Origin of the sequence: Amycolatopsis sp. NPDC101161 (genome assembly GCF_044768185.1) — a bacterium.
Lineage (GTDB): Bacteria > Actinomycetota > Actinomycetes > Mycobacteriales > Pseudonocardiaceae > Amycolatopsis.
Map to the genome: position 1 here is coordinate 465,179 of NZ_JBIWPI010000006.1, position 19,585 is coordinate 484,763.

General features: G+C 72.4%; 8 protein-coding genes. All 8 read left to right on the forward strand.

Features of this window, described 5'->3' with window-relative positions:
* Positions 1-120: 120 nt before the first annotated feature.
* The 8 genes from aceA (at position 121) to ACIRSS_RS40690 (ending at position 19,585) form a co-directional block, all read left to right on the forward strand.
* Positions 121-1,416 (forward strand): isocitrate lyase, encoded by a 1,296-nt coding sequence (gene aceA / locus ACIRSS_RS40655; RefSeq protein WP_400904823.1) that lies wholly within the window; start codon positions 121-123, stop codon positions 1,414-1,416.
* Positions 1,417-1,525: 109 nt separating this feature from the next.
* Complete coding sequence (locus ACIRSS_RS40660) at positions 1,526-2,146, forward strand: hypothetical protein (protein WP_400904826.1); 621 nt, start codon at positions 1,526-1,528, stop codon at positions 2,144-2,146.
* 49 nt (positions 2,147-2,195) lie between these two features.
* A complete protein-coding gene (locus tag ACIRSS_RS40665; RefSeq protein ID WP_285480534.1) occupies positions 2,196-2,468 on the forward strand; it encodes an acyl carrier protein in 273 nt (90 codons plus the stop codon).
* Between the two features lie 29 nt (positions 2,469-2,497).
* Positions 2,498-3,847: an NAD(P)/FAD-dependent oxidoreductase gene (locus ACIRSS_RS40670; RefSeq protein ID WP_400904828.1), complete on the forward strand. Its 1,350-nt coding sequence runs from the start codon at positions 2,498-2,500 to the stop codon at positions 3,845-3,847.
* A gap of 90 nt (positions 3,848-3,937) precedes the next feature.
* Positions 3,938-5,344 (forward strand): cation:proton antiporter, encoded by a 1,407-nt coding sequence (locus ACIRSS_RS40675; RefSeq protein WP_400904836.1) that lies wholly within the window; start codon positions 3,938-3,940, stop codon positions 5,342-5,344.
* 9 nt (positions 5,345-5,353) lie between these two features.
* The gene (locus ACIRSS_RS40680; RefSeq protein WP_400904841.1) at positions 5,354-6,550 is read left to right on the forward strand and encodes a macrolide family glycosyltransferase; all 1,197 of its coding nucleotides are present in this window, start codon (positions 5,354-5,356) and stop codon (positions 6,548-6,550) included.
* Positions 6,547-7,746, forward strand: coding sequence for a cytochrome P450 (locus ACIRSS_RS40685; RefSeq protein WP_400904844.1), 1,200 nt, complete (start codon positions 6,547-6,549; stop codon positions 7,744-7,746). The genes ACIRSS_RS40680 and ACIRSS_RS40685 overlap by 4 nt, the downstream gene beginning before the upstream one ends.
* A 121-nt stretch (positions 7,747-7,867) precedes the next feature.
* Positions 7,868-19,585 carry a type I polyketide synthase gene (locus ACIRSS_RS40690; RefSeq protein WP_400904846.1) on the forward strand — a complete coding sequence of 3,906 codons (11,718 nt, stop codon included), beginning with the start codon at positions 7,868-7,870 and terminating at the stop codon, positions 19,583-19,585.

The following is a 19,585-nucleotide window of genomic DNA, read 5'->3' on the forward strand; positions in this document are numbered from 1 at the left end:
CCCACGGCAAGAACTAGGGGAATGCTTCGTCCTGGCTTCGGGGTGGCGCTCGGCGGGGCTCGCGCGGTGCTAAATGGTCTCGTCCACGAGCCGCGCGTCGTCGTACGTCAGGAGAACGACATGACCGTAACCGCAGCGCCGCCCCGCGAAGCCGCGGCGGCCGACCTGGCCCGGTCCTGGGCCGAGGACCCCCGGTGGCGCGGAGTCCGCCGGGACTACTCCGCCGAGGACGTCCTGCGGCTGCGCGGCAGCGTGACCGAAGAGCACACGCTCGCCCGGCTGGGCGCGCAGCGGCTGTGGAGCCTCCTGCACAGCGAAGACTACGTCCACGCGCTGGGCGCGTTGACCGGCAACCAGGCCGTGCAGCAGGTGCGCGCCGGCCTCAAGGCCATCTACCTCTCCGGCTGGCAGGTGGCCGCCGACGCGAACCTGTCCGGCCACACCTACCCGGACCAGAGCCTGTACCCGGCCAACTCCGTCCCGCAGGTCGTGCGCCGGATCAACAACGCGCTGCTGCGCGCCGACCAGATCAGCTGGGCCGAGGACGAGAAGGACGCGCCGCACTGGCTGGCGCCGATCGTCGCGGACGCCGAGGCCGGCTTCGGCGGCGTGCTCAACGCGTTCGAGCTGATGAAGGGCATGATCGCCGGCGGCGCCGCGGGCGTGCACTGGGAAGACCAGCTGGCCGCGGAGAAGAAGTGCGGCCACCTCGGCGGCAAGGTGCTCATCCCGACGTCCCAGCACGTCCGCACGCTGCAGGCCGCGCGCCTGGCGGCCGACGTCTGCGACGTCCCGAGCCTCGTCATCGCCCGCACGGACGCCCAGGCCGCGAACCTCATCACCAGCGACGTCGACGACCGGGACAAGCCGTTCCTGACCGGCGAGCGCACGCCCGAGGGCTACCACCGCGTCCGCGGCGGCATCGAGCCGTGCGTCGCGCGCGGCCTGGCCTACGCGCCCTACGCGGATCTACTGTGGATGGAAACGTCCAAACCGGACTTGGAGGTCGCGCGCCGGTTCGCCGAGGCGATCAAGGCCGAGTGCCCGGACCAGCTGCTGGCGTACAACTGCTCGCCGTCGTTCAACTGGAAGCAGCACCTCGACGACGCGACGATCGCGAAGTTCCAGCGCGAGCTGGGGCACATGGGCTACAAGTTCCAGTTCATCACGCTCGCCGGCTTCCACGCGCTGAACCACTCGATGTTCGCGCTGGCGCGCGACTACGCCGAAGAAGGCATGACGGCGTACGTCGAGCTGCAGGAGCGCGAGTTCGCGGCGGAGGCGGCGGGCTACACCGCGACGCGGCACCAGCGCGAAGTGGGGACCGGGTACTTCGACCTCGTGAGCACGGTCGTGAACCCGTCCAGCAACACCGTCGCGCTGATGGATTCCACGGAGAAGTCCCAGTTCTACTGAGCATTTCCCCAGTCGGCTCCGTGCTAAAACCAATCGACGCCACATCCAGCCACGCGATAAATGGAATTCAGGACGGTCGCTCATGCGCATGCCCGAGAACCTCGAAGACATGGTTTACGGAGTCTATGGGACCACTGAAATCGCCGTGAAGCCCTGCCCGTTCACGCAGGCCGAGATCGACGAGCTCGAGGCCACCAACGAAATGCTCATCTACGTGCCCCAGGAGATCTCCGAGGCGCAGATGATCGAGACCGGGAAGCTCAACACCAACTTCCGCTGGGAAGTCGAGCAGAACATGATCAAGAGCCCGATGACCGACGAGTCGCACTGGCTCGTCTGCTCGGCCTCGCCGATCCCGGAAATGCTCGGCCAGAGCACCCAGGCCATTTCCCGGGTCTACGACGAAGAGGGCCTGGACGGCATGGACTTCCGCCGTTACCTCGCCTTCGTGCTCACCTACCGCCACCTGACCAACGAGTACCCGGACTACCGGCAGTGGTGCCTGCTCGTGGGCGGGCACTACGACCGCAGCGGCATTTCGCTGGTCGGCTTCGACAAGTTCGGCAACTTCGGGCACCACGGCTGGATGAAGAACTTCAAGGCCAAGATGTCCGGCGGCCGTTACGTCGCCTTCGCCCCGCGCAAGCACATCAACCCCGAGACCGAGCTGCTCGAGCGCCCGCGCCGCGGCTCCCGCAACAAGGCCACGCACGACGCGGGCACCGACTGATCCTGCACGAACCCGTGCGTGGACCTGTGCCGTCACTGGAGGAAGAGCAATGGCAGACGACGAGCGCGTCGACATCACGCGAAAGCTCGTTGAGTTCGTCGAGAAGCACCTGCTGGACGGGAAGGACGTGGGCGAGCTGACCACGACCACGCCGTTGCTGGACTGGGGTCTGCTGAACTCGATCGAAACCACCCGGCTGGTCGCCTACATCCGTGAGGAGTTCTCCGTGCGCGTCCCGCCGACGGAGATGGTGGCCCGCCACTTCAAGGACATCGAAAGCATCGCCGACCTGGTGACGTCGCTGCGCGCCCCGGTCGCCTGACCCCTTCCCGACCCAGAAACGGAGAACCCGTGTCCTACGACTACGACGTCGGCATCATCGGCGGCGGCCCGGCCGGTTCCACGGCGGCTTCCTACCTGGCGAAGGCCGGCCTTTCGGTGGCCGTCTTCGAGGGGGAGACCTTCCCCCGCGAGCACGTCGGCGAGTCCCTCGTGCCCGCGGTCATCCCGGTGATGCACGACATCGGCGTCATCGGCAAGGTCGAGGCGGCCGGCTTCCCCCGCAAGTACGGGGCCGCGTGGACCTCCTCCGACACCCGCCCGACCAGTACGCTGGACTTCGACGCCGGCTCGCACGGCCTCGGCGTCGCGGAGATCGCCTACGAAGAGCGCGACCAGGACGGCGTCGACCGCGTCTACGCCTGGCACGTCGACCGCGGCCAGTTCGACTCGCTGCTGCTCAAGCACGCCGAGGAGCTCGGCGCGAAGGTCTACCAGGGGGTCCGGGTCAACCGGGTCGACTTCACCGACCGCGACCGCCCGGTGCTGCAGGCCAAGATCGGCGAGCAGCCGGTGGAGGTCGCCGTCCGCTGCGTGCTCGACGCGTCCGGCCGGCAGACCCTGCTGGGCCAGCAGCTCAAGGTCAAGGTGCCGGACAAGGTCTTCAACCAGTACGCCGTGCACACGTGGTTCGAGGGTCTCGACCGCGCGTCGCTGGCGCGCCGGCCCGAGGACGCGGACTACATCCACGTGCACTTCCTGCCGCAGGAGAACACCTGGGTCTGGCAGATCCCGATCACCGAGACCATCACCTCGATCGGCGTCGTCACCCAGAAGGAGAAGTTCAAGGAGCACAAGGACGACCTCGAGGGTTTCTTCTGGAACTCCGTCGGCACCCGGCCGGAGATGCTGGACGCGCTGAAGAACGCCGAGCGCGTGCGGAAGTTCAAGACCGAGGGCGACTACAGCTACGGCATGAAGCAGATCGCCGGCGACTCGCTGGTGCTCATCGGCGACGCCGCCCGCTTCGTCGACCCGATCTTCTCCAGCGGCGTCAGCGTCGCGATGAACAGCGCGCGCCTGGCGGCGAAGGACGTCATCGCCGCGCACCAGGCCGGCGACTTCCGCCGCGAGCGGTTCGACAACTACGTCAACACGCTCCGCAAGGGCGTCAACATCTGGTACGACTTCATCTCGATGTACTACCGGCTGAACGTGCTGTTCACCGCGTTCATCGACGACGACCGCTACCGCAAGGACGTCATCCAGATGCTCCAGGGCGACGTCTACGACGCCGAGGAGCCGGCGGCCCTGACGGCGATGAAGGAGTACGTCGCCGCCGTCGAGGCCGACCCGACGCACCTGTGGCACGGGCACCTCGGCAGCCTGAAGGCGTCTTCTTCGGCACTGGCGCTGTTCTAGCCCAGACTCCCGGTCGTGAGTGGGAAACAGTGTTCTGACACTGTTTCCCGCTCACGACCTTTTCCGGCAGCGTGATCGGAGAGGCCAGTCATGTCATCGCTCGACGAGCGCACCACCGGCACCGCCGAGCCGGCGGCCCCGGCGAGCCGCCGCCGGACCTGGGTCTCCTACCTCGCGATGGTGGTCGTCCCGGTCGTCGTCGCGTTCTTCCTGCTCCGCTCGAGCCCCGACGGCGGCGCGACGGCGACCGGGCACCCCGGCGGCGCGCCCGACCCGGTGGCCAAGCTGCTGTTCGCCCTGCCGGTGATCTTCCTGGCCTGCCGGCTGCTTTCGGCCCTCGCGCGCCGGCTGGCGCAGCCGACGGTGATCGGCGAGATCTTCGCCGGCATCCTGCTCGGGCCGTCGTTCCTCGGCTGGGTGTGGCCCGCGGCCTACCACTGGATCTTCCCCGACTACCTGGCCTCGACGATCAACACGTTCGCCCAGATCGGCCTGGTCATCTTCATGTTCCTGGTCGGCTACGAGCTCGACGTCGCGCTCGTCCGCCGTCGCAGCAAGGCCGCGGTGCTGGTGAGCCACGTCAGCGTCGCGATCCCGTTCCTGTCCGGGGTGCTGCTCGCGTTCGCCCTGCACCCCACGCTCGGCGCCGGCGTCGACCGGCTGCCGTTCTCGCTGTTCCTCGCGATTTCGATGAGCATCACGGCGTTCCCCGTCCTGGCGCGGATCATCACCGACCGCGGGATGACGAAGCTGCCGATCGCCGCGCTGGCGCTGAGCTGCGCCGCCGTCGACGACATCACGGCGTGGTGCCTGCTGGCCCTCGTCGTCGCCATCGCGAGCGCCGGTTCCCTGGCCGCGACCGGCCTGACCATCGGGCTCACGATCGCGTTCTTCGCGTTCATGCTGTTCGTCGTGCGCCCGCTGCTGCGCCGGCTGTTCGCCCCGACCGAGCACGGCCAGAAGGCACTGCCGACCACGGCGGTCGTGTCCGTGCTGCTGGCCGGGCTGCTGCTGTCCGCCCTGGCCACCAACGCCATCGGCATCCACCCGATCTTCGGCGCGTTCCTCTTCGGCGCCGTCACGCCCCGCGGGTCGCTGCCGATCCGCCAGGCCACCGAGCAGATGCACGCGCTGACGGTGACCCTGCTGCTGCCGCTGTTCTTCGTCTACACGGGACTGCGCACGAAGTTCGACCTGATCGGCGCGGATCCGGCGCTGTGGCTGTGGTGCGCGCTGATCGTCGTCGTGGCGATGCTGGGCAAGTGGGGCGGGAGCCTGGCCGCCGCGCGGCTGTCCGGGATCGGCCGGCGGGACGCGTGGTCGCTGGGCGCGCTGATGAACTGCCGGGGGCTGACCGAGCTGGCGGTGCTCAACATCGGGCTCGACCTCAAGGTGATCAGCCCGACGATGTTCGCCATGCTGGTCGTCATGACCCTGGTGACCACGGTCGCCACCTCGCCCGCGCTTTCGCTGATCGAGCGGTACAAGCGGCGCTAGGAGCCGGTCATGCCCGACATCACCTTCCTGCCCTACCCCGCCTACGGTCACATGACGCCGGCGCTGCCGGTGGTCGCCGAGCTCGTCCGGCGCGGCCACCGGGTCACCTGCTTCACCTCCGGCGAGTTCGCGGACCGGGTCGCCGCGACCGGCGCCCGCGCCGCGGACTACGGCTGCGACCTGTCCACCGCGCAGCCGGACATCACGAACGCCGACGAGGCCGCCCGGGCCCCGCTGGACCTGCTCGAGCAGAGCATGGCCGTCCTGCCCGCGGTGGAACGATCGTCCACCCCGGACTTGCTCGTCTACGACACGACGTTGTGGGCGCCGGGCCGGTTGCTGGCCCGGAAGGCGCAGGTGCCCGCCGTGCAGCTCTCGGCCACGGTCGCGTCGAACGAGCACTTCTCGCTGACCAAGGAGAACCAGACCTTCGGCGAGGCGGTCGACCCCGCGCACCCGGCCATCGCCCGGTTCGTCACGCGGCTCGGCGGCTACCTGGCCGAGCACGGCCTCGGAACGTTGACGCTGGAGGAGTTCTTCACCGGCGGTGACGAGTTCACGCTGGTTTTCCTGCCGCGAGCGTTCCAGCCGGCCGGACCGACGTTCGACGAGCGGTTCGCGTTCGTCGGGCCCTCGGTCGGCGCGTCCGCCGGTTCGTGGGCGCCGCCCGCCGACGGGCGGCCGGTCGTGCTGGTCACCTTGGGCACCACGGTCAACGACCGCCCGGAGTTCTTCCGCACGTGCGCCGAGGCGTTCGCGGGCCTGCCGTGGCAGGTGGTGCTCACCCTCGGGAAGCGGGTCGACCCCGGCGTACTGGGGCCGCTTCCGTCCAATGTGGAGGCCCACCGCTGGGTCTCGCACCCCGACGTCCTGCCGCACTGCTCGGTGTTCCTGTGCCAGGGCGGGATGGGCAGCGTGATGGAGGCGCTGTACTTCGGCGTCCCGGTGATCGCCGTACCGCACCACCCGGAGCAGCACATCAACGCCCGGCAGATCCGGCGGCTCGGCCTCGGCGCCTCCCTGGACAAGGAGACGGTGACCGCCGCGGGCATCCGGGACGCCGTGCTCGCCGTCGACCGCGACGACGCCGTGCGCCGGCGCGTCGACCTGATGCGGCGCGAGGTGCGCGCCGCGGGCGGGGCGGTCCGCGCCGCCGCCGAAATCGAGGCGCGGGTCGCGCCCCTGGCCGGAGGGAGCCGGAAGTGACCGAGCCGTTTTCGCTGCCCGTCAAGCGCAGCTGCCCGTTCGACCCGCCCGACGAATACCGGACGCGGCCGGGGATCAGCCGCCTCGCGTTCGAAGCCAGTCCGGGGCCGGCCACGGGCTGGCTGGTGACCAAGCTGTCCGACGTCCGCGCGGTGCTCTCGGACGCCCGGTTCAGCCACCGCAACGACCTTGTCGCGCTCGCCGTGCCGCCGCCCTTCCCGATGGACACGTACGAGCCGGAACCGGCCGCGCCCGGCGCGTTCCCGAAGATGGACGGCGCGGACCACGCGCGCTACCGGAAGCTGATCGCGAAGTACTTCACCGTCCGGCGGACCCGCGAACTGGTCCCGGCCGCCGAACGGATCGCCGGCGAGCTGCTCGACGCGATGGCCGCGCGCGGAACGGAAGCCGAGCTGGTCACCGCCTACGCCGAGCCGCTGGCGACCCGGCTGATGTGCGAGCTGGTCGGTGTCCCGGAGGCCGATCGCGAAGAGCTGTTGCGGCACCTGAACGTCGTGGCCCGCATGCGGTACTCCCTGGAAGAGCTGATCGCGGCGATCACGGTCGTCGGCGGCACGCTGGAACGCCTGGTCGACGCGGCCTTCGACGACCCCGGCGAAAACATGCTCGGCGAGCTGGCGAGCACCGGCGAACTCGACCGGCCCGAGCTGGTCAACCTCGCGTGGGCGCTCGTCGGCGGCGGCTTCGACACCACGACGAACATGCTGGCCCTGGGCACGTTCGCGCTGTTCGAGCACCGGTCCCAGCTGACGCGGGTGCAAGCCGAGCCGGGACTGTGGCCCAACGCCGTCGAGGAGCTGCTGCGCTACCTGACCGTGTCGCACCTGGGCGCGAGCCGGGCGGCGCTGGCGGACGTCGAGCTGGGGGAGCACGTGATCCGCGAGGGCGAGACTGTGGTCGTTGCGCTCCCCGCGGCCAACCGCGACCCCGCGCGCTTCCCGGACCCCGGCCGGCTCGACGTCGGCCGTGTGACCCAGGGCCACGTCGCGTTCGGCCACGGCGTGCACCAGTGCGTCGGCCAGCACCTGGCCCGGTTCACGATGCAGGTGGGCTTCCGGGCGCTGTTCGAGCGCTTCCCCGCCCTCCGGCTCGCGGTACCGGCGGACCAGGTCCCGCTGCGCGACGACATGCTCCACTACGGCGTCCACGCCCTGCCCGTCACGTGGGCGCGCTGAAGTCCTTTAGGCACCGCACTAGACCTCACCTGTCCGTCGTGGACAGCGTTGCCGCGCCTGTGTTGCCGTGGACGTCGAGCAGCCGTCACAGGAAGGAAGCCGCCCGCCGATGGAGCGTGAGATGACGGGTTTTGCGAGCACTCCGGGCGAGCCGGTCGCCGTGGTCGGGCTGTCCTGCCGCCTCCCGGGCGCGGACGGCCCCGAGGCGTTCTGGCGGTTGCTGACCGACGGCCGCAGCGCGATCACGGAGGTACCTGCCAACCGCTGGGACGCCGGGGAAACCGGGGTCCGGCACGGTGGGTTCCTCGACGCGGTCGACCGTTTCGACGCCGCGTTCTTCGGCATCTCGCCCCGCGAGGCCGCCGCGATGGACCCGCAGCAGCGGCTGGTGCTGGAACTGGCGTGGGAAGCCTTGGAACACGCGGGAATCGTGCCCGCGAGCCTCGGCGGGAGCGCCGCGGGCGTGTTCGTCGGCGCGATGTGGGACGACTACGCCGCGCTCGTGCACGCGAGCGATCCCGAGGCGATCAGCCACCACACCATCACCGGGGTCCACCGCAGCCTGCTCGGCAACCGCGTCTCCCACTTCCTCGGCGCGCACGGCCCGAGCTTCACCGTCGACTCCGGACAGTCTTCGTCGCTCGTCGCCGTCCACCTGGCGGTGCAGAGCCTGCGCCGCGGCGAGTGCCCGGTCGCCCTCGCCGGCGGGGTCAACCTGATCTTCGCACCGGACAACGCCGTCACGACGGCTCGCTTCGGTGGCCTGTCCCCGGACGGGCAGTGCTTCACGTTCGACGCCCGGGCCAACGGGTTCGTCCGCGGGGAGGGCGGCGGGCTCGTCGTCCTCAAGACGTTGTCGCGGGCCCAGGCCGATGGCGACGAGATCCTTTGCGTCCTCCGCGGGACCGCGGTGAACAACGACGGCGCCGGTGACGGCCTGACCGTCCCGGACGCCGACGCCCAGGCCGCCGCGGTCCGCGCTGCCCAGGCCGACGCCGGGATCGAGCCGTCCGCGGTGGGGTACGTCGAGCTGCACGGGACCGGCACGAAGGTCGGCGACCCGATCGAAGCGGCCGCCCTCGGCGCGGTCTTCGCCGCCGGGCGCGCCGAGCCGCTGCCGGTCGGGTCGGTCAAGACGAACATCGGCCACCTGGAGGGCGCGGCGGGGATCGCCGGGCTGCTCAAGGCCGTCCTCGCGGTGCGGCACGCGACGCTGCCCGCGAGCCTCAACTTCACGACGCCGAACCCGGCGATCCCCCTGGACGACCTGAAGTTGCGGGTGGTGGCCGAGCCGACGGGCTGGGCCGGGCGCCGGGTCGCCGGGGTCAGCTCGTTCGGCATGGGCGGGACCAACGCGCACGTCGTGCTCGAAGCGGCCGACCCCGTCGCACCCCGCACAGCGACTTCTTCGGCGGCGCCGTGGCTGCTCTCGGCCCGCACCGCCGCGGCTCTGCGGGCCCAGGCGGCCCGCCTGCTGTCGCATGTGGACGACCACCCGGAACTGTCCCCTGTGGACATCGGCTGGACGCTGGCGACCCGCCGCACGGCGTTCGCGCACCGCACGGTCGTCGACAGCCGGGACGGGCTGCGCGCGGTCGCGGACGGACTCGGCGTCACCCAAGGCGTCGTGGCGACGAGCGACGACCGCGTGGTCTTCGTCTTCCCCGGCCAGGGCGGGCAGTGGGCCGGGATGGCCGCCGAGCTGCTCGACGCGTCACCGGTCTTCGCCGCGCGGCTGGCCGAGTGCGCCGCGGCGCTCGCACCGCACCTCGACTGGGACGTCGTCGACGTCCTCCGGCAGGGGACGCCGTCGCTCGACCGCACCGACGTGCTGCAACCGGTGTTCTGGTCGGTCGCGGTGTCGCTGGCCGCCGAGTGGCGGGCACGCGGAGTCGAACCCGCGGCCGTGCTCGGGCACAGCCAGGGCGAGCTGGCCGCCGCCGTCGTCGCGGACGCGCTGTCGCTGGAAGACGCGGCGCGGATCGTCGCGCTGCGGGCCAAGCTGCTGGCCGAACGCATGGCCGGCAACGGCGGCATGCTGTCGGTCGACCTGCCAGCCACGGAGGTGACGGACCTCCTCGCCGCCTACCCCGGCCGGCTGTCGATCGGCGCGGTCAACGGCCCCGCGACCACGGCGGTCTCCGGCGACCTCGACGCCCTCGACGAGCTACAGGCCGAGCTGACCGCCCGCGAGGTGCGCTCGCGCCGGATCGCGATCGCCTACGCCTCCCACTCCGCCCAGGCCGAGCCGCTCGAGGACGAGCTGCTGCGGCTGATCGCCGGGATCCGGCCGCGGCCGTCGGCCGTCCCGTTCTACTCGTCGACCGCGGGCGGCCGCCTCGACACCGAACGGCTCGACGCGGACCACTGGTTCGCGAACCTGCGGCAGCCGGTGCTGTTCGACCCGGCCGTGCGCGCCGCACTCGACGCCGGCATCGGCGTGTTCGCCGAGGTCAGCCCGCATCCGGTGCTGGTCTCCGGCATCGTGGCGACGGCGGCCGACCACGACCGCCCGGCCGCCGCGGTCGGCACGCTCCGCCGCGGCGAGGGCGGCCCGGCCCGGTTCGCGAAGTCGGTCGCCGAGCTGTGGACCCGCGGCGGCGCCGTCGACTGGACGTTCCCCGGCGGTCACCGCGTCGACCTCCCGACGTACGCCTTCCAGCGCGAGCGCTTCTGGCTCGACAGCACCGAAACTGTCAGTACCCCCCGATACACTGGAGACCGGGGGGCGGAGGCCCGCCCGCACCCTTCCCAAGACCTCCTCGAGCTCGTCCGCGCCCACACCGCGCTGGTCCTCGGCCACCCCGGCCCGGCCGCGATCGACCCCGCGGCGTCGTTCAAGGACCTCGGCTTCGACTCGATCATCGGCGTCGAGCTGTGCGAGCGCCTGTCCGCCGCGACGGGCCTGAAGATCCCCGCCACCTCGGTGTTCGACCACCCGACCCCGGCCCGGCTCGCCGCGATGCTGCGCGCCGAACCGGCCGAGACCACCGCCGCCGAACCGACCCGCGCCGACGAGCCGATCGCCATCGTCGCGATGAGCTGCCGCTACCCGGGTGGCGTGCGCTCGGCCGACGACCTGTGGAACCTCGTCGCCGACGGCCGCGACGTCATCGGCGGCCTCCCCACCGACCGCGGCTGGGACCTCGACGCGCTCTACGACGCCGACCCGGCCAAGGCGGGCACGTCCTACGCCCGTCACGGCGGCTTCCTCACCGACGTCGCCGACTTCGACGCGGACTTCTTCGGAATCTCCCCGCGCGAAGCCTTGGCCATGGACCCGCAGCAACGGCTGCTGCTCGAGACCGCCTGGGAGGCGTTCGAGCACGCGGGCATCGACCCGCTGTCCCTGAAGGGCAGCCGCACCGGCGTCTACATCGGCGCCACGAACTCCGAGTACGGCCCGCGCCTGTCCGAAGGCGGCGAAGGCGGGCACCTGCTCACCGGCACCACCGGCAGCGTCGCGTCGGGCCGGCTGGCCTACGTCCTCGGGCTGGAGGGCCCGGCGCTGACCGTCGACACCGCGTGCTCGTCGTCCCTGGTCGCGCTGCACCTCGCGGTGCGCGCGCTGCTGGCCGGGGAGTGCACCCTCGCGCTCGCCGGCGGTGCGGCCGTGATGGCCAGTCCCGGCATGCTCGTCGAGTTCAGCCACCAGCGCGGCCTGTCGGCCGACGGCCGCTGCCGGGCGTTCTCGGCCGACGCCGACGGCACGGGCTGGGCCGAGGGCGCCGGTGTCGTGGTCGTCGAACGGCTGTCCGACGCCCGCCGCCACGGCCACCCGGTGCTCGCCGTCGTGCGCGGCACGGCGGTCAACTCCGACGGCGCGTCCAACGGCCTGACCGCCCCCAACGGCCCGTCCCAGCAACGCGTGATCCGCGCCGCGCTCGCCGACGCCGGGCTGGCACCGTCCGAAGTGGACGTCGTCGAGGCGCACGGCACCGGCACGCCGCTGGGCGACCCGATCGAAGCCCAGGCGCTCATCGCCACCTACGGGCAGGATCGCGACCGGCCGCTGCTGCTCGGCTCGCTGAAGTCGAACCTCGGGCACACGCAAGCCGCCGCGGGCATCGGCGGCGTGATCAAGGTGGTGCAGGCGCTGCGCCACGGCGTCGTCCCGCGGACGCTGCACGCCGACGAACCGAGCCCCCGGATCGACTGGTCCGCCGGTGCGGTGACGCTCGCCTCCACCCAGCAGCCGTGGCCGGAAACCGGCGCGCCCCGCCGGGCGGGGGTGTCGTCGTTCGGCATCAGCGGGACCAACGCGCACGTCATCGTCGAGCAGGTTCCCGAACCCGCCCCGGCTCCCGCCGCCGAGGACTCCCTGGGTGTGTGGGTGCTGTCCGGCCGTTCCGAAAGCGCGATGGCCGACCGGGCGTCGGCGTTGACCGGGACCGAGCACGGCGTCGCCGAGGTCGGCTGGTCCCTCGCGGTGACGCGGACCGCCTTCGAGCACCGCGCCGCGGTGGTCGGCGACCGCGCCGAACTGCGGACCGGCCTGCGCGAGATCGCCGCCGGGACCCCGGGCGCGGCCGTGGTCACCGGGGTGACCGGTCCCGTCGGACGCACGGTCTTCGTGTTCCCGGGCCAGGGCGCGCAGTGGGCCGGCATGGCCGCCGGCCTGCTCGACGAGGCGCCGGTCTTCGCCGCGCGGTTCGCCGAGTGCGAGGCGGCCTTGAAGTCCTTTATGGACTGTCCGCTGCGCGACGGGGAACTCGACCGGGTCGACATGGTGCAGCCGCTGTCGTGGGCGGTGATGGTCTCGCTGGCCGCGCTCTGGCAGTCCTACGGCGTCACGCCGGACGCGGTCGTCGGCCACTCCCAGGGCGAGATCGCCGCGGCCGTCGTCGCGGGTGGGCTGTCGCTTGAGGACGGTGCCCGCGTGGTCGCCCTGCGCAGCAAGGCGATCGCGGCGGGCTTGGCCGGCCAGGGTGGCATGGCGTCGATCGCGGCGGACGCCGAACGGGTGGAAGCCCTGCTCGACGACCGGATTTCGCTCGCGGCGTTCAACAGCCCGTCGTCGACGGTCGTGGCCGGTGATCCCGCCGCCCTGCAGGAGCTGGTCGCCCGCTGCGAAAGCGAGGGCCTCCGGGCCCGGTTGATCCCCGTGGACTACGCGTCGCACTCAGCGCACGTGGAGGCGATCGAAGCCGAACTGCGCGAGGTGCTGGCCCCGATCCGGCCGCGAACCGGGGACATCCCGTTCTACTCGACCGTCACCGCCGAGCCCATCGACACCGCGACGCTCGACGCCGGGTACTGGTACCGCAACCTGCGGCAGCCGGTGCTGTTCCACGAGACCGCCGACGCGCTCGCCGAGCACGGGCACCGGTTCTTCGTCGAGGTCAGCCCGCACCCGGTACTCGGCGGCGCGCTCCAGGACACCGTCGACGCGGCTGTCGTCGGAACGCTGCGGCGAAACGATGGCGGTCTCCGCCGGTTCCTGCTGTCGGCCGCCCAGCTGTGGGCGCACGGCCACGACGTCGACTGGTCGGCCCTCTACCCGCACCGGCGCACGGTCAGCCTGCCCACGTACCCCTTCCAGCGGCAGCGTTTCTGGCTCGAGCCGACGACCAAGACGGCTGACAGTGAATTCTGGACGGCGCTGGAGGAGGACACGCTCGGCGTCGCGCAGGACACCCCGTGGCGCGAGGCCCGGCGGGCGCTGACCCGCTGGCGGCGGCAGGCCGATGTGGATAGTTGGCGCCATCGCATTGCATGGCGCGCCTTGCCGGAGCCGCCGGCCGCACCGCCGGCCGGAACCTGGCTCGTGGTGACGCCCGGCGCTCTCGGCGGCTTGGGCGCGGACATCGTCGAGGTACCCGGCACCGGCGACCGCGCAGCTTTCACCGAGCGGCTGGCCGACCTGGTCGCCGGCGGTCCGACCAGCGCCATCGAGGTGCCCACGACCGTCGATCGCGCCACCCTCGCCGAACGGCTGACCGGCCTCACCGCAACCGGCGTCCTCGCCCTGCCCGCCCCGGACGAGGACCCGATCAGCGCGGTCACCCGCATCACCACCCTGGTCCAGGCCCTCGGCGACGCCGGCATCGACGCACCCTTATGGTGCCTGACCAGCGGCGCGGTTGCCCCGCTCGACACCGACCCGCCACCGAATCCGGCGCAGGCCGCGGTCTGGGGCTTCGGCCGCGTGGCCGCGTTGGAGCACTCCGGCCGGTGGGGCGGCCTCGTCGACCTGCCCGAAGCGTGGGACACGGAAACCCTCGAGCGGCTGGCCACCGTGCTGTCCGGCGACGAAGACCAGGTGGCGATCCGGCCGTCCGGCGTGTTCGTCCGCCGCCTGGTGCCGGCCGCCCTGCGCACGGCGCCGGAAAGGACCTGGGAAACGCGGGGCACGGCGCTGGTCACCGGCGGCACCGGTGCGCTGGGCCGGCACCTCGCCCGGTGGCTCGTCGCGCACGGGGCCGAGCACGTCGTCCTGGTCGGCCGCCGCGGCGCCGATGTCCCCGAACTGCGGGCCGAACTGGGCACCCGGATCACCGTCGTGGCCTGCGACGTCGCCGACGCGCACGCCGTCCGTGAACTCGTCGACGGCATCGAAGACCTCCGCACGGTCGTCCACGCGGCGGGCGTCGGCACGCTCGCCGCGATCGCCGACACCGACCCCGACGCGATCGCCGGCGTCCTGCGGGCCAAGGTGCTCGGCGCGCAGCACCTCGACGCGTTGCTCGGCGACCGCGAGCTGGACGCGTTCGTGCTGTTCTCCTCGATCTCCGGAGTCTGGGGCGTCGCCGACCACGCCGCCTACGCCGCGTCGAACGCCTACCTCGACGCCCTCGCTCTGCGCCGCCGGGCGCTCGGCCGGACCGCGCTGTCGGTCGCGTGGGGCCCGTGGGCCGGCGGCGGCATGATCGCCGAAAGCCTGCACGACGTCCTCGCCCGCCGCGGCGTCCCCGTCATCGAGCCCGAACCCGCCCTCGCGGGCCTCGGCCAGGCACTCGACCACGACGAGACGTTCATCGCCTTGGCCGAGATCGACTGGCCGGTGTTCGCTGAGGTCTTCACCGCCGTCCGGCCCAGCCCGCTGCTCGCCGAGCGGCCCGAAGGGCACGACGAGCCCGCCGAAGCGGCCGGCTGGCTAACCGCGAAATCCGGGCCGGAGCGCGAAAAGCTGGTGTCCACTGTGGTCCGCCAGCAGGTCGCGGCCGCGCTCGGGCACGCGAGTCCGGAAGCCGTCGACGTCCGGCGCGCGTTCAAGGACCTCGGCTTCGACTCGCTCACCGCCGTCGAGCTGCGCAACCGGCTCAACGCGGCGACCGGCCTGAAGCTGCCCAGCACGTTGGTGTTCGACCACCCCACGGTCGCGAAGCTGACCGAATTCCTGCTGGCCGAAACCACACCGCAGTCCACAGTGGACGAGATCGCGGCCGCCGAGGACGACCCGATCGCCATCGTCGCGATGGGCTGCCGCTTCCCCGGCGGCGTCACCTCACCCGAAGAGCTGTGGACACTGCTGACCGACGGCGTCGACGCGATCTCCGGCCTGCCCGCCGACCGCGGCTGGGACCTCGGCGCGCTCTACGATGCCGACGCGAGCCGGCCGGGCACCACCTACGCCCGCCACGGCGGGTTCCTCGACGGCGCCACCCGCTTCGACCCGGCGTTCTTCGGGATTTCCCCCCGCGAAGCGCTGGCCATGGACCCGCAGCAGCGGCTGCTCCTGGAGGTCTGCTGGGAGGTGTTCGAGCGCGCCGGCATCGACCCGGCGACCTTGCCCGGCACCCCGGCCGGCGTGTTCGTCGGCCTGACCGACCAGGCCTACGGCTCGGGCGGTGGCTCCGAAGGCGAGGACTACCTGGTCACCGGCGCGGTGTCCAGCGTCGCCTCCGGCCGGATCGCCTACGTCCTCGGCCTGGAAGGCCCGGCCGTCACGGTCGACACGGCGTGTTCGTCGTCGCTGGTCGCCCTGCACCTCGCGGCGCAGTCGCTGCGCGCGGGGGAGTGCTCGATGGCGCTGACCGGCGCGTCGATGGTGATGTCGACGCCGAGCCAGTTCCTCGGCTTCAGCCGCCAGCGCGGGCTCGCGCCCGACGGCCGCTGCAAGCCGTTCGCCGCCGCCGCGGACGGGTTCGCCCTCGCCGAGGGCGTCGGCGTCCTGCTGGTGGAACGCCTGTCCGACGCGCGCCGCCACGGGCACCCGGTGCTCGCGCTGCTGCGCGGCTCGGCGATCAACTCCGACGGCGCGTCGAACGGCCTGACCGCCCCGAACGGCGGTTCTCAGCAGCGCGTCATCCGCGCCGCCTTGGCCAACGCCGGCCTGCGGCCGTCCGAAGTGGACGTCGTCGAAGCGCACGGAACCGGGACCCCGCTGGGCGACCCGATCGAGGCGCAGGCGCTGATCGCCGCTTACGGCCCGGACCGCGAACGGCCGTTGCTCGTCGGGTCGCTGAAAGCGAACCTCGGGCACACCCAGACCGCGTCCGGCGTCGCCGGGGTGATCAAGGTGGTCGAGGCGATGCGCCACGGCGTGCTCCCGCGCACACTGCACCTCGACGAGCCGACCGCGGAAGTGGACTGGTCGGCCGGGGTCGTCGAGCTGACGGCCGAGGACCGGGCGTGGCCGGAAACCGGGGCGCCACGCCGCGCGGGTGTGTCGGCGTTCGGCATCAGCGGCACCAACGCGCACGTGATCCTCGAACAGGTCCCCGAAGAGTCCCCTGTGGACGCATTGCCGGACACCGTGGGGACGTGGGTCCTGTCCGGCCGTTCGGAAGCCGCGGTGCGCGCGCAGGCGGCGGCGCTGGCGGAGACGGGACACGGTGTGGCGGAGGTCGGCTGGTCGCTCGTCAGCACCCGGTCGGCGTTCGAGTACCGGGCCGCGGTCGTCGGCGACCGGGACGAACTACGGGCCGGGCTGCGCGAGCTGGCCGCCGGGGCTCCGGTGACCACCACGGCTTCGGGCGAGACGGTGTTCGTCTTCCCCGGCCAGGGCGCGCAGTGGGCGGGGATGGCGGTCGGCCTGCTCGCCGAGTCGCCCGTCTTCGCCGAGCGGATCGCGGAGTGCGCGGCAGCGCTGGCCCCATACGTGGACTGGTCGCTGACCGACGTCCTGGGCGACGCCGAGGCCCTGGAACGGGTGGACGTCGTGCAACCGGCGTCGTGGGCCGTCATGGTGTCGCTCGCGGCGCTCTGGCAGTCCCACGGCGTCACACCCGACGCGGTCGTCGGGCACTCCCAAGGGGAGATCGCCGCCGCCGTGGTCGCAGGTGGACTGTCCCTTGAGGACGGTGCCCGGGTCGTCGCCCTGCGCAGCAAGGCGATCGCGGCCGGTCTCGCCGGACGCGGCGGGATGGCGTGGATCGCCGCCCCGGAAGCCGAGATCACCCCGCTGCTGGAGCCGTACGACGGCCGGATCTCCCTCGCCGCGGTCAACGGACCCGGCTCGGTCGTCGTCTCCGGCGAAGCCGAAGCCCTCGAAACGCTTCTTGCCGAGGCCGGTGAGCTGCGGGTCCGCCGGATCCCGGTCGACTACGCCTCGCACTCGGCCGCGGTCGAGGCGATCGAGACGGAGCTGCTCGAAGTTCTCGCGCCGATCCGGCCGCGGCCGTCGACGATCACGTACCTCTCCGGCGTCACCGGCAACCCGGTCGACACGAGCACGCTGGACGCCGGGTACTGGTACCGCAACCTGCGTCAGCCCGTCCGGTTCCACGACGCCACGAAGACGCTCATCGAGGCCGGACACCGGTTCTTCGTCGAGGTCAGCCCGCACCCGGTGCTCGGCGCCGGCATCGAGGAAACCCTCGACGCGGCACCGGACTCGGCCGCCGTCGTCGGCACCCTGCGCCGCAACGCGGGCGACCTCCGGCGGTTCCTGACCTCCCTGGCCCAGCTGTGGGCGCACGGTCACGACGTCGACTGGTCGGTCCGGTATCCGGTCAAACGCACGGTCCCGTTGCCGACCTACCCCTTCCAACGGCAGCGGTTCTGGCTCGAACCGCGGTCCGCGACACCGGTCGTCCGGTCCGCTGTGGACGACCTGCGCTACGACGTCCGGTGGAGCCCGTTGACCACTCCTCGCCCCGCCACGCTCGACGCGGGCTGGCTGGCCGTGGTCCCCGCCGGACTGGACGTCCAAGACCTGCTCGGACCGGACGTCCGCGTGCTCGAAGTGTCCACTGAGGACCGATCCGCACTGGCGCTGGTGCTGGCCGCCGAAGCACCACCCTCCGGCGTGGTTTCCCTGCTGGCCCTGAACGACGAGCCGCACGCCGACCACCCTGTGCTCCCCGAGGGGCTCGCCGCCAACGTCCTGCTCACCCAGGCACTGGCCGACGCCGGGATCGCCGCCCCGCTGTGGTTCGCCACCCGCGGCGCGGTCTCGGTCGACGCCGCCGAGCCCCTGACCAGCCCGGCTCAAGCAATGGCGTGGGGTCTCGGCGGGATCCTCGGGCTCGACCAGCCCGACCGCTGGGGTGGCCTCGTCGACCTGCCCCCGGTACCGGACGCCACGACCGCCGGCCGGCTCGCGGCCGTCCTCACCGGCCACGACGGCGAAGACCAGGTCGCGCTGCGGCCGTCCGGGGTGTTCGCCCGCCGGCTGGTCCGCGCGGCGGCGTCCCCGCCCGTCCGCTGGCGGCCGCACGGCACCGCGCTGGTCACCGGCGGTACCGGCGCGCTCGGCGGGCAGGTGGCCCGCTGGCTCGCCGCGAACGGTGCCGAGCACCTGGTGCTCGTGAGCCGCAAGGGCGAAGGTGCGCCCGGCGCCGCGGAGCTCGCGGGCGAACTGTCCGCACTCGGGGCGAAGGTCACCGTCGCCGCCTGCGACGTCTCGGACCGCGACGCGCTGCGCGAACTGCTGACGGAGCTGCCGCCGGTGAACGCCGTGGTCCACACCGCGGGCGCGGTGGACGTCGAACGGCCGATCACGGCCCTGACCCTGGCCGACTTCGCCGAGCTGGCCGAGGCCAAGGTCCGGGGCGCGCGAAACCTCGACGAACTGTGCGGCGACCTGGACGCGTTCGTCCTGTTCTCCTCCGGCGCGGGTGTCTGGGGCAACGCGGGCCAAGCGGGATACGCCGCCGCGAACGCCTTCCTCGACGCGCTGGCCCACCAGCGACGCGACCGTGGGGCACCGGCGACGTCGATCGCCTGGGGCGCCTGGGCGGGCGGCGGCATGGTGGACGAGAACGTCGGCGCCCAGCTCGAACGGCGGGGCGTTCCGATGATGCGCCCCGAGCTGGCCGTCACCGCGATCCAGCCGTCGGTCGACACCGGCGGTCCGACGAGCGTCGTCGCCGACATCGACTGGGCGAAGTTCGCCCCGCTCTACACCGCGGCGCGGCCGCGTCCGCTGCTGCGCGAACTGCCCGAAGCGCAGCAGGAGTCCCCTGTGGACAGTGGTGGCGAGCTGGCGAAGCGGCTGCAGGCGGCATCGGAGAACGAACGCGAGCGGGTCGTGCTCGACCTGGTCCGCGGCGAGGTCGCGACGGTGCTCGGCTTCCGGGGCCGCGACGCCGTCCGCCCGGCGCAGACGTTGAAGGAGCTCGGCTTCGACTCCCTGACCGCGCTCGACCTGCGCAACCGGCTCGGCGCGGCCACCGGGCTGAAGCTGCCCGCCACGCTCGTCTTCGACCACCCGACGCCTGACGCCGTCGCGAAGCACGTGCTCGAAGGGCTGTTCGCCGCGGACTCCGCGGCCGACGAGCTGGACCGGATCGAGGCCGAGCTCGCCGCCCTGCCCGCCGAGCTGGTCACCGCCCGGCTGCGGAAGCTGCTGTGGAAGCTCGACGACACCGGCGAGCCGGACGACCTCGAACTCGACACGGCGACCGACGACGAGATGTTCGCGGCGATCGACCGAGAACTCGGAATCTCTTGA

Excerpts from the sequence above, each read along its gene's own strand:
- aceA (WP_400904823.1), top strand. The coding sequence starts at position 121 with ATGACCGTAACCGCAGCGCCGCCCCGCGAAGCCGCGGCGGCCGACCTG.
- ACIRSS_RS40660 (WP_400904826.1), top strand. The coding sequence starts at position 1,526 with ATGGTTTACGGAGTCTATGGGACCACTGAAATCGCCGTGAAGCCCTGC.
- ACIRSS_RS40665 (WP_285480534.1), top strand. The coding sequence starts at position 2,196 with ATGGCAGACGACGAGCGCGTCGACATCACGCGAAAGCTCGTTGAGTTC.
- ACIRSS_RS40675 (WP_400904836.1), top strand. The coding sequence starts at position 3,938 with ATGTCATCGCTCGACGAGCGCACCACCGGCACCGCCGAGCCGGCGGCC.
- ACIRSS_RS40680 (WP_400904841.1), top strand. The coding sequence starts at position 5,354 with ATGCCCGACATCACCTTCCTGCCCTACCCCGCCTACGGTCACATGACG.
- ACIRSS_RS40690 (WP_400904846.1), top strand. The coding sequence starts at position 7,868 with ATGACGGGTTTTGCGAGCACTCCGGGCGAGCCGGTCGCCGTGGTCGGG.